The organism is Pedobacter soli (assembly GCF_900101435.1).
In the GTDB taxonomy this organism is placed as follows: Bacteria; Bacteroidota; Bacteroidia; order Sphingobacteriales; family Sphingobacteriaceae; genus Pedobacter; species Pedobacter soli.
Genome location: NZ_FMZH01000018.1, coordinates 24,574 through 39,704, shown reverse-complemented (window position 1 = coordinate 39,704; position 15,131 = coordinate 24,574). Strand labels below are relative to the sequence as shown.

The 15,131-nt window shown below is 43.1% G+C and carries 10 protein-coding genes; 8 read left to right on the top strand and 2 right to left on the bottom strand.

The features are described 5' to 3' along the window. Positions 1-12: 12 nt before the first annotated feature. Together BLR37_RS23500 and BLR37_RS23495 are read right to left on the bottom strand one after the other, a co-directional pair. Entirely contained in the window at positions 13-3,051 is a 3,039-nt protein-coding gene (locus tag BLR37_RS23500; protein WP_090772964.1) for a SusC/RagA family TonB-linked outer membrane protein, read from the bottom strand. A gap of 61 nt (positions 3,052-3,112) precedes the next feature. Then, entirely contained in the window at positions 3,113-4,000 is an 888-nt protein-coding gene (locus BLR37_RS23495) for an inositol oxygenase family protein (RefSeq protein ID WP_090772962.1), read from the bottom strand. 488 nt (positions 4,001-4,488) lie between these two features. Here BLR37_RS23495 and BLR37_RS23490 point away from each other — a divergent pair, with 488 nt between their 5' ends. The 8 genes from BLR37_RS23490 (at position 4,489) to BLR37_RS23455 (ending at position 15,055) form a co-directional block, all read left to right on the top strand. Continuing rightward, positions 4,489-5,496 carry a LacI family DNA-binding transcriptional regulator gene (locus tag BLR37_RS23490; RefSeq protein ID WP_090772960.1) on the top strand — a complete coding sequence of 336 codons (1,008 nt, stop codon included), beginning with the start codon at positions 4,489-4,491 and terminating at the stop codon, positions 5,494-5,496. Between the two features lie 120 nt (positions 5,497-5,616). Continuing rightward, positions 5,617-7,245: a sodium/sugar symporter gene (locus tag BLR37_RS23485; protein ID WP_090772958.1), complete on the top strand. Its 1,629-nt coding sequence runs from the start codon at positions 5,617-5,619 to the stop codon at positions 7,243-7,245. A 32-nt stretch (positions 7,246-7,277) separates the two neighbouring features. Next, positions 7,278-8,693 (top strand): glycoside hydrolase family 28 protein, encoded by a 1,416-nt coding sequence (locus BLR37_RS23480; protein WP_090772956.1) that lies wholly within the window; start codon positions 7,278-7,280, stop codon positions 8,691-8,693. A gap of 194 nt (positions 8,694-8,887) precedes the next feature. After that, positions 8,888-9,226 carry a hypothetical protein gene (locus tag BLR37_RS23475; RefSeq protein WP_090772954.1) on the top strand — a complete coding sequence of 113 codons (339 nt, stop codon included), beginning with the start codon at positions 8,888-8,890 and terminating at the stop codon, positions 9,224-9,226. A 33-nt stretch (positions 9,227-9,259) separates the two neighbouring features. Continuing rightward, positions 9,260-10,435, top strand: coding sequence for a mannonate dehydratase (gene uxuA / locus BLR37_RS23470; protein WP_090772952.1), 1,176 nt, complete (start codon positions 9,260-9,262; stop codon positions 10,433-10,435). 17 nt (positions 10,436-10,452) lie between these two features. After that, on the top strand, positions 10,453-11,487 hold the full coding sequence (locus BLR37_RS23465) for a LacI family DNA-binding transcriptional regulator (RefSeq protein ID WP_090772949.1): 1,035 nt from the start codon (positions 10,453-10,455) through the stop codon (positions 11,485-11,487). Positions 11,488-11,742: 255 nt separating this feature from the next. Then, positions 11,743-14,463: a GH116 family glycosyl hydrolase gene (locus BLR37_RS23460; protein ID WP_090772947.1), complete on the top strand. Its 2,721-nt coding sequence runs from the start codon at positions 11,743-11,745 to the stop codon at positions 14,461-14,463. A 7-nt stretch (positions 14,464-14,470) separates the two neighbouring features. After that, the gene (locus tag BLR37_RS23455) at positions 14,471-15,055 is read left to right on the top strand and encodes a hypothetical protein (RefSeq protein ID WP_090772946.1); all 585 of its coding nucleotides are present in this window, start codon (positions 14,471-14,473) and stop codon (positions 15,053-15,055) included. Positions 15,056-15,131 lie beyond the last annotated feature (76 nt).

Here is a 15,131-nt window from a genome sequence, read left to right as displayed (position 1 = left end):
AATTTATTCGTTTTAAAATGATGCGTTAAGGCCTAATAAAAAAGTACGGGTTCTGGGGTAGAAGTTATTGTAATCTACACCCGGAGCAACACCGCCCTGGTTAATTTCCGGATCGATACCTTTGTAACCGGTAATGGTAAACAAGTTGTTGGTTGATACATAAACCCTGATGTTGCTTACGCTCTTAATCGGGTTGCGGAAATTATAGCCCAGGGTTGCATTATCCAGTCGCACGTACGAACCACTTTCAATGTAGCGGTCGGAGTAGAATGAATTTCTCGTATCGGTAATTTTATCGTCGGCTGCGCTGTTTAAGATGTTATTTACTGTAGCTCCTGCTGTATAAGATAAATCGGCCCTTGTGGCGTTAAAGATTTTGTTGCCGAAAGTACCCCTGATAAATACATTCAACTCCAGCTCTTTGTATTTAAAGGTGTTGCTCCAGCCCATTAACACTTTGGGTTGTGCACTGCCCAGGTAAAAATAATCGGTACCAATGCTTGGTGTAGTGGTGGTAGAACCATCGCGTTTATAAAATAACGAGTTACCACTGGCATCTTTACCTGCATATTTTAGCGAGAAGAATTGCCCAAGCGGGTAGCCTACTTTTAATATTTGTAAAGTGGCATTAGTTTGTCCGGGGCCTTCAGGATCGGAGTAACGGACAGAATCGCCGCTTGAGTATGGGCCTTTTAAACTGGTAATTTTGTTTTTGTTATAAGCTGCATTAATGGTGCTCGACCAGCTGAAGTTTTTGCCCGTTACCGGCGATGCACTTAAGCTTACCTCAATACCTTTGTTGTTAATGCTACCACCGTTTGCCCATATTGCTCCACCCGGAACAAGGGATGCTGAAACATTGTATTTGAAAAGCATATCGGTGGTGTTTTTATCGTAAACATCTACACTACCGGTAATTTTGTTATTCAGGAAGCCGAAATCAACACCAATGTTTTTGGTTGCTGTTCTTTCCCATTTCAAATCAGGGTTCGAACCCTGAATCGGTGCATAAGCTGCTGCCTGTACACCATTGTTGTAATAGGTGCCGCTAATGCCATAAATTAACTGACCGGTATAGGCACCAATACCAGAAGAGTTTCCGGTAACACCATAACTGGCACGGATTTTTAAATCACTGATAACCGATTGACCTTTCATGAATCCTTCTTCACTCACCCTCCAGGCTAAACCAATAGAAGGAAAATATCCCCACTGGTTGTTTTTACCAAATACCGAGCTACCATCACGTCTGATTGATCCCTGAAACAGATATTTGTTTTTATAGTTGTAGTTTAACCTGAAAAAGTCTGATATCATCAATATCCTGCCATAGGTAAGGTCGTTACCCAGGTTAATGCGGTACGAAGAAATGGCGTAAGGATTTCCTAACGAGAGGTTAGAAAAACCGATGTAATCGCTTGGGAAATTGGTGCTTGAGGTCTGGAAACCATCTCCATAAACATTATCCTGGTAGGTATAACCCAATACTGCATTAATGCTGTGGTCGCCAATTTTCTTATCCCAGGTTAAAAATGTTTCGAGGGTTTTGGTTGTATTTTCGTAGTTGCTGCGCAAAGCCGAACCATTGGTGCCAAATAAACCACCAATCAAAGTGTGGGCAATGCCAATACCCGGATCAGGATTGTTGTAAAAGTTAGATGTTGGGTATTTACCAAAATAGCTGCTGTAAAACTCGCCGTGGTTGGCAGTGGTTTTCTGGTAAGACAGGTTAAGGTTGTAGGTAAAACCAAAAGGTAATTTCACTTCGGTGTTAAAACCGCCTAAAAGTACATTATATTTAGTTTCGTCCTGCGCATTATCTGAGATGGCAATCGGGTTAAAATAGCCTGAGTTGTTCAGGTTTTCGAAATAGCTGCCATCGGCATTGTAAATCGGCGAAATGGGTAAACGTTTAGCAGCCTGTAGCAAAACAATGTTTTGTAAAGGTTCGTTTATTGATTTACTGCTCGAGTTAGAAAGGTTCAGGCTAAACTTTACTTTATCGTTAAAGGCATATTGATCGACATTTAAACGGCCGATAATGCGGTTAAGTGAACTTTTAGATAAAATACCCTCCTTGTCAAAATAGTTAAGACTGGCGCTGTAATTACTGTGATCGGAACCACCGCTAAAAGAAAGGTTATGGTTTTGCGAAAAAGCAGTAGAACGCTCAATCGATTTCATCCAATCGGTATTGGCACCCAGGTCATCGTTTGGCGAGAAAGCTACCTTGTTGGCCGTAACATAAGCCCTTAACTGATCGGCATTCATCAAATCGAGCTGACTGCTTATTTTTTCAGCAGCAGCATAACCGCTGTAAGCCAGCTGTGGTGCTCCTTTTTTGCCGCGTTTGGTGGTAACCATAATTACACCACTGGCTGCACGGTTACCATAAATGGCTGTTGCTGCGGCATCTTTTAATACGTCGATGGATGCAATATCGGATGGTGCTATGGCGGCAATATCTGCTCCTGGGATTCCATCAATTACATAATATGGTGCTCCCGGGCTATTTACTGTAGATGCACCGCGCAAAATTACCGCAGCAGGTTTATTCGGGTCGCCACTGGCACTGATATTCATACCTGCAACTTTACCCTGTAGCAACTGGCCAACATCGGCTATTGCACCTTTGTTCAGTTCTTCGGGTTTTACCGAAGTAATGGCACTCGATAAGGTTTTTCGGGTACTTTTACCATAACCTACCACCACTACATCGGTAAGCGATGCGGTAGCCTCGTTTATAGTTACATTGTAGTTAGAGCCTGCACCAATAGTGAGTTCTTTAGGCTCGTAACCCATAAAGGTGAAAACTAATTTGTCGCCCGTTTTAGCGGTAATACTAAATGCGCCCTTGTCGGCGGTAACAGTTACCTTGTTGGTTCCTTTTACCGAAACAGAGGCCCCAATTATAGGCATATTGGCGTTATCCAATAAATTACCGGTAATTTTTCGTTCAGTTTGCGCAAAGGCAACATTGAACGATTGGCTGATCAACAGAAAGAGCAAAATAATGCAGCCATAATTTAAGCTTTTGAATTTTGATTTCATGATTCGTGTAGCATTAGGTTCATAATTTGGTTTGTTAGTTTGGTATATTAATATTTGGTTTTTAAAACTTAATGCTGGCAGGCAGATACTTGGCCACAAGTGCCTCGTAGTAAGGTTTTAATTCGGCCCAGCTTTTTTGGTTGGGATTTTTCGAGTACAGGTCGTAGGGGTTAAAAAGCCTTACCCATTTAAACATTTCGTGATCTTTCTCGTTCATTAAATGATCATAAGCATTTTCGCGGTGCTGCGAATAAAAAGAGTGGTACCTGAGCATGTACAAACCCGGTTCAGGGATGTAGGGCTTCATCATGTGGTACACATATTCATCGTGGCCCCACGACATGTGAACGTTATCCAAGCCGCAGTTTTGGCTATATACGCCTAGTTTTGTTTGATAGGTAGGGTTGTTAATATCAGGGTTGAGCTGAAAGAACTCGGGGTACACAATTTTGTCAGAATAGGCACAACCTATCGGAAAAGTATCGCCCACTACAGCCCATTGTGGCTCACCATACAGACAAAGTACCTTACCCATATCATGTATCAGGCCAACCAGCACCATCCAATCGGGGTGACCATCATTGCGGATGGCTTCCGATGTTTGTAAAAGATGCTGCATCTGGTCCAGATCGGTATCCGGGTCAGAATCATCAACCAGTTTATTCAGGAAATCAAAGGCACTCCAAATGGGCATTTCTTCCTTATCAAATTTCAGGTATTCAGCCTTTTTCTGCTGAACAAAATCATAGGTCTGGTAAGTGTGGTTTAATTTGTAAAATTCCTTTACGCCATCTTTTTCCGTTTCTTCGTAGTTTCTGAATTGCTCTTCTTTTTTATCCGCGTTAATGGTTGTTGGATCGGGGTAGCGGATTAAGATATCCTCTTCCCATTGGTCGAGATTTTTCAATGGATTCTGATTGTCCTTCGAAAGTGTGTTTTCGTTACTCATAAGACTAGAAATGATTTGGTTAAATAATATGCTTTGGTTGTATAAAGTTGAGTTTTTGAAAATTTAAACTTTTATGTTTAGCCAATTTTATTTACTTAAACGATTACGTAAATTTTTACTTTTTGTTTGTTGTGTATTGATATTCAGTTGTTTAATATGTTTTGGGTAGATGCTTGCCCATTGCTCTGTTTAGGAAAATAGAAATGTTAAATAACCGTTATTGTTACGATTATTTTGTATTTTCGTATAAACGGATCGGATTTGTTGCATGCAGCAGCCAGCCCGTTATTGATAACCAAATAGTTTACCCTGTAAAAGAAATGCAGCAAGTTTAACCCAATGCATTTTAAGTTTTTCTGTTTTTGACCAGGCCTCAAAACATGCATGGCAGTTGAGTGACTGGTGCTGCAAAAAAAAACAGGGTCGATAAGCGTTGTGGTTGTCGATAAAACCAAACAAGAACTAACAATACTTAAGGAGATTTAAAGATGTCGGGAGAGGTGAATATCAAAAGGCTTGCGCAGGAGTTGAATATTTCTATAGCCACAGTTTCTAAAGCGCTTAATGATAGCTATGAGATTAGCTTAAAAACTAAAAACCGGGTATGGACACTGGCCAAAGAACTAAACTATACCCCAAACCCGGCAGCAAGCAACCTCAGGAGCAATAAAACCAAAACCATTGCGGTAATTATTCCTTGTGTGGCCAATAACTTTTTTTCGCTGGCCATTAAAGGAATTGAAGAAATTGCCCGGCAATACGGCTACCATGTGCTTATTTACCAAACCCACGAGGATACCGAAATGGAAATGTCGTTTACCAACAGCCTGCTTAATGGCCGTGTGGATGGGATTTTAACATCGGTATCGAGTAACGAATACAATAATGAGTATTACAAGAACCTGGTTAATAAAATTCCCATGGTATTTTTCGACAGGGTTTACGAAGAACTGGACACTTTTAAGGTAACTACCGATGATTACCAGATCTCTTTTACCGCAACCGAACATTTGATTGAACAGGGCTGTACTAAAATTGCCTATTTGTATGGGCTCGAAAAGCTGCCTGCGGGCAGGGCCAGGTTTTTGGGCTACTGCGATGCGCTGCAGGCACATGGTTTGTTAGCGGCCGAAGACCTGGTAGTGCATTACAGCGAAGATGAAGCAAGCAACCTGCAAAATATCAAAACCCTTTTTCAGGAGCAGGCACCCGATGCACTTTTCTCATCAATAGAAGAATTTATTATACCGGCTTACTCAGCCTGCCAGGAATTACAGTTGCAGATTCCAAAGGATGTTAAAATCCTGAGTTTTTGCAACATGAGCTCGGCCAAACTGCTTAATCCTTCGTTAACCACCATTACACAACCCGCATTCGAAATCGGAAACGAGGCCGCCAAATGCCTGTTTAAGGTTTTAAATAAAAGGGGAATTGGCGATGATAAAGATATTGTATTGCAATCAACATTGATTAAAAGAGCTTCGACAGGTGGGTAATTACGGTGCGTTTTAAGGGCTGTAATCCGAAAACGTTTACGTAATTAAATAAAAGCAATGTGCCTTTAACGTTGGGGATTTTTTCTGAATTTTAAAAAAACCAAATATAATCATCCCTTTATGAACCACCTTTCTGCGCTCGATTGTACCGTATTTTTTATCTACTTTATTATTGTATCGGCCTATGGCTATTGGGTTTACCGCAGTAAAAAGCAAAAGCAAACCGATACCAAAGATTATTTTCTGGCTGAGGGTTCATTAACCTGGTGGGCAATTGGGGCATCTATCATTGCGTCAAATATTTCGGCAGAGCACTTTATTGGCATGTCGGGTTCGGGTTTTGCCATGGGGCTGGCCATTGCCAGTTACGAGTGGATGGCAGCCGCCACACTGATTATTGTAGCGGTGTATTTTCTGCCCATTTACCTGAAAAACAAGATTTACACCATGCCGCAGTTTCTCTCAACACGTTACAACAATACGGTAAGTACTTTAATGGCGGTTTTCTGGTTACTGGTGTATGTATTTGTGAATTTAACTTCTATTTTCTTTCTGGGAGCCATTGCCATCGAAACCATTACCGGCATCCCTTTTAATACCTGTATTGTATTTCTGGCCATTTTTTCGGCCATTATTACCCTTGGAGGGATGAAAGTAATCGGTTATACCGACGTAATCCAGGTGTGTGTGCTGGTGATTGGCGGATTGATTACCTGTTACATGGCTTTAAAACTGGTAGCCGAAAAACTCGATACGCACACCGTGCTGGGGGCGCTTCCGCTTTTAAAAACCGAAGCATCCGATCATTTCCACATGATTTTTTCGAAAAGGGATAAGTTTTACAATGAGCTGCCGGGCATTGCAGTGCTGGTTGGTGGTCTTTGGATCAATAATTTAAACTACTGGGGTTGCAACCAATACATTGTACAGCGGGCCTTAGGTGCCGATTTAAAAACAGGCAGGAGCGGATTAATTTTTGCTGCTTTTCTAAAATTACTCATTCCGGTAATTGTGGTTATTCCGGGTATTGCAGCTTTTGTATTGTATCAGCGCGGCTATTTTCAAGCCGAAATGCTCGATGCAGCTGGCGTGGTTAAACCTGATCATGCCTATCCCGTATTGATGAATTTGTTGCCTGCAGGCATTAAAGGATTGGCTTTTGCGGCTTTAACCGCGGCTATTGTGGCTTCTCTGGCCGGAAAATCGAACAGTATTGCCACCATATTTACGCTCGATATTTATAAAAAATACATCAAACCCGAAGCATCCGAACGCAGATTGGTTGCCGTAGGAAGATGGTCGGTGGTAATGGCTTCGCTTATTGCCATTGTGGTAGCACCCACTTTAAGGAGTTTCGATCAGGTTTACCAGTTTATACAAGAGTATGTAGGTTTTATTTCGCCGGGAATATTTGCCATTTTCCTGCTGGGCTTTTTCTGGAAAAGAACAACCTCTCGTGCCGCACTTGCTGCAGCGCTGGTAACTATACCTTTGTCCATTTTGTTTAAATTTCTGCCAACCCTGAGCAATGGCTCAATTGGTAACATCCCATTCCTTAACCGGATGTCGTGGGTTTTTGGCATCGTTATTTTACTGATGGTGGTGATTACGTTAACTGATCCGAAGAGTAAAGATAACAAGCAGGGGCTCGAGGTAGACCGCTCTATGTTTAAGGTTACCCCGGCATTTGCCGTATGTTCGGTAATTATTTGTGGTATTCTGGCGGCGCTGTACATTGTGTTCTGGTAAGCTGTTTTATTAATCAAGTCAATTCAACAATAATGAAAATTAAAGTATTCATTGTGCTTGCCCTGCTGTTTTCCGTAAGGGTAGTTGCGCAACAACAGTATAACATTATAAAATTCGGAGCCATAGGCGATGGAAAAACCAACGATGCAGTGGCTATTCAGAAGGCCATTAATGCCTGTAGTGCTGCTGGCGGCGGCCAGGTGATCGTACCTTCAGGCCACGTGTTTTTAAGCGGGCCTTTTGATTTAAAATCTTTTGTTGAACTCAGGGTAGAAGGAGGTGCTAAAATTCTGGCCAGTCCAGATGAAAGCCTGTACACCAAAAGTGCTTTCCGCGAAAATAAGGGAGAGGGTACCATTTGGATTGGCGGCGAAAAGCTCGAGCAGGTGAGTATTACCGGCACGGGGGTAATTGATGGGAATGGTATTTCTTTTATGGGCGAAGAACTGAGCGATTCTTATGTGTTGAAGCCTTTTAACATTGTAGATCCGCGCCCGCACCTGCTTACTTTAATCGACTGTAAAAAACTAAATATAGATGGGGTAACTTTTCAGAATTCTGCTTACTGGACGGTTCATCTGGTAGGCTGCAACGATGTTTCTATTTCGAATATTACCCTGTTAAATAGCATCAAAATACGAAATAGCGATGGTATTGATTTAGATCACAGTAAAAATGTACGGATCAATAACTGTTACATCGAATCGGGCGATGATTGCATCTGTCTTAAAAACCGCCGCGAATATGAAGCATATGGTGCCTGCGAAAATATTGTGATAAGCAATTGCACCATGACTTCGAGTTCCTGTGCCATTAAAATCGGGTCAGAAAATATGGATCGCATTAGCCATGTGCTCATCAACAACTGCAATATCCGCAACAGCAACCGTGGCCTGGGCATTCAGAACCGCGATGAAGGTACCGTAAGTGATGTTATTTTCTCTAATAGCTTAGTCGAATCGAGACTTTTTACTGATGTTTGGTGGGGCAAGGCAGAGCCGATTTACATTACAGCCTATCCGCGCGCTACTGCCAATAATAAAGATGCCGGCTGGCGTTTGCCTAAAGGCCAGACCAAAGGCAAGGTAGGGGCTGTTAGCAATATTTATTTCAGTAATATTCGTTGTACGGGCGAAAGTGGCGTATACGTTAGCGGCGAAAGCAAGGATAAGATTTCCAATATTTATTTTGATCAGGTAAGTGTGCTCCTCAATAAAAGTACTAAAGAAACCGGTGGGGTATACGATCGCAGGCCAAGCAATGTAGAAGGTCTGGTAAAAAGCCCTATAGCCGGATTTTATTTCGAGAATACAGGATACATCAGTTTAATAAACAGTTCAGTAACCTGGGGAACACAAAAACCTGCTTATGCGGGTAAAGCCCTCGAACAAAAGAATACAGCCGAAACCCGCGTTGTAAATTTCCATGAAAGTAAAATGGTTGAATAGTGCTGATTGTAAAGGAAAAGTGACGAAGTGGAAGCCGATTTACTTAAACGCTTTAGTAAGTCTTTAATCGAATAACTTAAACGTTTACGCAAATAAATAGCTGTATTTTGGATTTAACAACCCAAATTTTTTAACAACTTAGCCTAACAGTAGTGCCGTTTAAAGCGTTTATACTGTGTATTTATTGGTTTGAGATGAAAAAAAGTATAAACGTGTTGGTCGATTTATTTGGGCAGTCGATTATTGAACTGCTGGTTACCTACACCATTAGCACAGACGAAGCCAGACCCACCGAAGCGATGGTAATCTGCAAAATTACGCTGGCTGATGAGGATGTTCCCGGGTGGCTTTACGCCCGGAATTTCAGTTTCTTTTTCTCACAAACCGATAACGCAAATGGCTCAACACTCTCTATTTGCCGGGCGGCCGGAAAACAAAATGTTTATTATGAGCAGATGCTCAATGTAGTTTCTGATTATATCTGGTTAAAGGAATTTTATCCGAAAAAGCAGGATAACAAAGTGCTATGCTAAAACCGCTCGCCTTCTGACTATCCAAATTGATTTATGACAACCCAATATAAAAAATTAGAACAAACCTGGCGTTGGTATGGGCCCAACGATCCGGTAAGCTTACAAGATGTAAAACAGGCTGGCGCAACAGGTGTGGTTTCGGCTTTGCACCATGTTCCGCATGGCGAAATATGGACTGTTGCCGATATCATGGAGCGCAAATCAATTATCGAAGCTGCAGGGCTAACCTGGTCGGTAGTAGAGAGCGTTCCGGTGCACGAAGCCATTAAAACACGCCGGGCAGATGCCGGTAAGTACATCGAAAATTATAAAACTTCGCTACAAAACCTGGCAAAGTGTGGCTTGAAAACCATCTGCTATAACTTTATGCCGGTATTGGATTGGACGCGGACGCAGCTCGATCTTGAAATGACAGATGGTTCGAAAGCACTCTATTTTAACTGGATAGATCTGGCGATTTTCGACCTGTATATCTTAAAAAGACCAAATGCCGAAGCTGATTATCCTGCTTCAGTTCTGACCCGTGCCAAAGAACGTTTTAATACACTCGATCAGCAGGCGTTGGATGCGCTGCGGGTGAATGTGTTGATGGGCATCCCGAACGAAAAAGAAATTGAACTCGAAACGCTTCAAAACAGTATTCAGGAATATCAGGCCATAGGTTTTGATGGTTTAAGGACCAACCTGGTTTATTTTCTATCAGAAATTGCCGGTGTTTGCGAAGCAGAAGGTATTAAAATGACCATCCACCCCGACGATCCTCCTTATCCCATTTTGGGCTTGCCACGCATTGCCAGTACTGCCGATGATTTTGAATTTATATTGAAAAGTGTAGATCAGCCTTTTAACGGAGTATGTTTTTGCACGGGCTCGCTGGGCGCAGGGGTAGATAACAATGTGCTCGAAATTTTCAACGTGGTAAAATCGCGTACCTACTTTGCGCACCTGCGTAATGTTACCAAAGATAGCGACGGAAGTTTCTACGAAGCTGATCATTTGGGCGGCGATGTAAACATGTACGAAATCATGAAAGCATTGTCGGAAGAAAATGCATTGAGAGCTACTGCCATTCCTTTCAGACCCGACCACGGTCACCAGATGCTCGATGACCTGGGCAAACAAAGCAACCCGGGTTATTCTGCCATTGGCAGGTTAAGGGGGCTGGCCGAATTGCGTGGTTTGGAGTTGGGTGTAACCGGAAACTATTAACAAGCCAATTATCATCCATGCAGCAAAAGGTATCGATAAAAGACATTGCAAACCATGTTGGAACTTCCATTACGGCAGTATCTTTTGTGATTAATGGTAAGGCCAAAGAGAAATACATCAGCGATAAATTAGCTGCAAAAATACAAAAGGCTATAGATGAATTAGGCTATCAGCCCAATTTGCTGGCGCGGAGCCTGAGAACTGGAAAGTCGAATATTATCGGCTTTCTGGTTGATGACATTTCAAAACCTTTTTTCTCTGGCCTGGCCAGGGCAATAGATGAAAAGGCTGCCGTTCATGGCTATAAAATTATCTTCAGCAGTACGGGGAACGACCGTGAAAGAACAACCGAAATCCTGAATATTTACCAGGAAAGACGTGTTGATGCTTATGTTGCAGCCCTTGCCGAAGGTTTAGAAACCGAAATTGGCGGGCTTATTGGTGGTGAAACACCGGTTGTACTTTTCGACCGTTACCTGCCCGGACTTGATGCCGATTATGTATTGACCGATAACTTTTGGTCGACTGCTGCTGCCACACAACACCTGATTGATAATGGCTTCGAAAATATAGCTTTTATTACTATCGATACCCGGCAGCAACAAATGCTTGATCGTTTGCGTGGATATAGCGAAGTGATCGATCGGTCGGGGAAAAAGCAGGAAGTACTGAAAATAAAATACCAGGATTCCGAACACGCCACACAACTAATTAAAGCCTTTTTACAAAAACACTCACATTTAGATGCCGTAATTTTTGCTGCCAACTACCTCACTATGGATGGGCTTAAATTATCGCGCACCAGCGATGAAGGGCTTCTTCAAAGCAAAGGGGTAGTTTCTTTTGATGATTTTGAACTGCTTGAGTTTATCAGGCCATCCATTACGGCGGTAGAGCAACCCATCGAAGCCATTGCCGAAAATATTATTCAGCTCCTTCTTAAAAAACTAGCTGGTGGCGCTACAGCCAAAACGGCCAAACCTTTAGTAATTAACCTGCAGGCCAAATTAAATGTAAGGCAATCGAGCAAACCCCAAAATGCTCAGACTTAAGGCATATTGCCCCGCTGCTCCCCCATTAAATGATATTGCTATACTATTAAGCTAATTTGTCAAAAAAAAGATTTCTCAGCAGAGATCATTACCTTTAATTGTGAGGTAATGATCCGATTGTCGTTTAATCACTGTCATCTCAAATAATTTTTAACCAAATAGAAAGATTTAGCAGCTGCGTGTAGCTTTGGAGCTGGGTTGCTGAATGATGGGGAGCACCTGGTGTATCTCCGGTTTTGCAAAGCAAGATATTCAATGGAAAATCAACCATCAGGGCGCCGTGCGTTCATTAAAAAAACTGGTTTACTGGGTATAGGAATCATGGTTGCCAGATTTCCGGTATGGGGGAGTAGTGTATTCGCTACCGGCTATCCAAAGCACAATATACCGGCAGAAAAAAATATAGACCCCAGGTGGATTGCAGGATTATACCAGAGGGCTACTGCTACTACCTATAAAAAAAGCAGGAATGAACTGCGCTATATCGGCATGCCTGTTGGCGGGCTTCACGCCGGCACAGTATATGTTGGTGGCGACGGGCGTTTATGGCTGTGGCAGATCTATAATGAAACCTTTGAAGGTGCACAGGAAGGGATAGAACCCAAAATCGTAAACTGGAACGATGGTACCACGGTACGTAAAATAAGGCCCAGAGATGGATCGGCCTACATAGAACCTGCCATTGCCGATAATAAACGGATACTCGATCAAGGGTTTGCGCTAAAAACCACGGTTGCCGGTAAAACCATTATAAAAGAACTAAATGCCGACCATTGGGACGAAGTGGTATTTACCGGTTCTTATCCTGTTGCCGATGTTGTTTATACGAGCAAGGATTTTCCCCTCGAAGTAAGATTGAAAGTATATTCGCCTTTTATCCCGCTTGATGCGGAGAAATCGGCGTTACCCGCTACCATACTCCGTGTTCAGGTGCTCAATAACAGTACTAAGGCACTACCGGTTGATTTAATTGGCTGGATGGAAAATGGTGTAAACAAATTGAGTGGCAAACCTGGCTCAGGGAGTAAAACCAATACCGTAAGTTTTGGCGCTGCATCGGTTGATATTGTTTCGGGTTTTACCACTACCGATGCCAACCTGAGCAATGCCAGCGATCATGGTAGCATGTGTTTTACCTATCATGGCAACGGAGGCAAAGCCAACCCCGCACTCGATCCATGGCCGGTTGAAACTGTCGATTTTAATCCGCTGAAAACACTTGAAGCAAAGGTTGATGGTGATGAGAAACTGGTTGGGGGGATCAGTGTATCGCAGCTGCTGGCACCGGGAAAAACCATGCAGGCAGATTATTCAATCAGCAGGCATTTTAACAACGTAAACCCGAAGCTTAAAAAGCTGGTTAAGGATGCAGAGCAGGGTTATTATTATGCCAGCCGCTTTAAGGATGCCAGGGCGGTATCGGATTTCATTAAAACTAATTTTAATGAGCTTACCAACAGTACAGAACTCTGGAGCAACACCTGGAATAGCTCAACCTTACCGCATTGGTTTTTAGAACGTACTTTTCTCAACATCGGAACATTGGCTACGGCCAATACCTACCGTTTTGCCAGTGGACGTTTTTGGAGCTGGGAAGGCGTAGGTGCCTGTGCCGGAACCTGTACACATGTTTGGCAATATGCCCATGCCATGGCCAGGATTTTCCCCTCACTCGAACGCGACCTGCGCGAAAGGGTAGACCTCGGCATTGGTTTCGATAAAGATACTGGTGCCATTATTTTCAGGGGAGAGAACGAGACCAGGCCTGCTATCGACGGACAGGCGGGTACAATTTTACGTTTCTACCGCGAACACCAGATGAACCGCGATAATGCCTTTTTAAAAACAAACTGGGCAAAAATAAAACTAGCCGTACAGTTTATGTTGGCGCAGGATAAAAACGGCGACGGCATGACCGATACGCCCATGGAAAATACCCTGGATGCGGTGTGGGAAGGAGAAATTGCCTGGATAGTTGGTTTATGTATTGCGGCTGCAAGCGCTGCCCAGGCCATAGCTACAGAAGTTGGCGATACCGGCTTTGCCGCGCTATGCAAAGCCTATGTAGAAAAGGGACGCAATAATATGGAACGCGAATTGTTTAACGGCGAATACTTTATCCACCGGCCTGACGCTGTTCAGGGAAGAAAAAAACTGGGTTCTTACAATACCTGCCACATTGATCAGGTGTATGGGCAAAGCTGGGCCTTTCAGGTAGGGCTGCCACGCGTGCTCGATGAAAAGAAGACGCGCAGTGCACTCCGTGCGCTCTGGAAATATAACTTTACCATGGATGTTGGCCCCTATATTAAAACGCATATCGGTGGCCGGCCATATGCGTTGAGCGGAGAGGGTGGTATGGTAATGAATACCAATCCGCACAATGAAGAAGCGCCGTTTGGCGAAGATGTAAGCTGGCAGCTTGGTTATTTTCATGAATGTATGAGCGGATTTGAGCATCAGGTGGCTGCCCACATGATGGCTGAAGGCATGCATGAAGAAAGCCTGATCCTCACCAACCGGATTCATGACCGCTACCATGCTGCCAAACGAAACCCTTACAACGAGATTGAGTGCAGCGACCATTACGCCCGTGCCATGGCCAGTTACGGTACTTATCTCAGCGCTTGTGGTTTCAGTTACCATGGCCCTAAAGGGATAATTGGTTTTGGCCCTAAGTGGAACAAAGATAATTTTGCTGCTGCCTTTACAGCTGCCGAAGGATGGGGGAGTTATAGACAGAAATTGCAGGGAGCAGCTCAGGTGCATCAGCTCCAACTCAAATATGGCACATTAAGGTTAAATGAAATCCGGTTAGAAAAAATCGCAAAGCTCGATCCAAAGCGCGTTAAAGTTAACCTGATGGGGAAAAATATTAATGCGGTTATAGCTGGTAAAGGTGCGCAGCTCAATATTATGTTGGCTCAGGAAATAACCATTCAAAAAGATCAGACACTCGAAATTTCAATTAGTTAAGAACAGTATGAATAAGTTCAAAAAAATAAAACAGTCAGGATTGATGGGCTTGCTGGTCTGTGTCATCTGGCTTGCTGCATGTACAAGTAAAACCGACACAAATAAAAACGAACAAACAGCTGACTGGAAGACTGAATTTAGAAAGAAACTACCTCTCCTTGGCCATCGCAACTGGATTCTGGTGGTAGATAAGGCTTTTCCCTTGCAGCAATCGGCAGGTATGGAATATATTTATGCCCCCGAAGGTATGGAGGCGGTGTTGCGCGAGGTGATCCTAGGGATCAAAGCTTCGGATCATATAAAGCCCATTATTTACCGTGACAGGGAACTCGAATTTGTTAAACGGCTCGTAGGCGCTAAAGCTGATCAGTTAATTCAATCCACTCAGGCCATATTAAAAGGAACTGCCGTTAATACCATGTTGCACGATTCTGTTTTTAAGCAACTTGATCGCGAAGCCGGACTTTTTAAGGTGCTGGTAATCAAAACCAACGAAACTGTACCTTACAGCTCAACCTTTATCAAATTAGATTGTGGTTACTGGGATGCTGCTAAAGAGGCAGCAATGCGTAAAGAAATGACCGGGCATTAATTTGCCAAATCAATACATATTAAGCCCGGATTGATAGATGTTAAAATCTATTAATCTGTGGCTTTGAGTAACACAC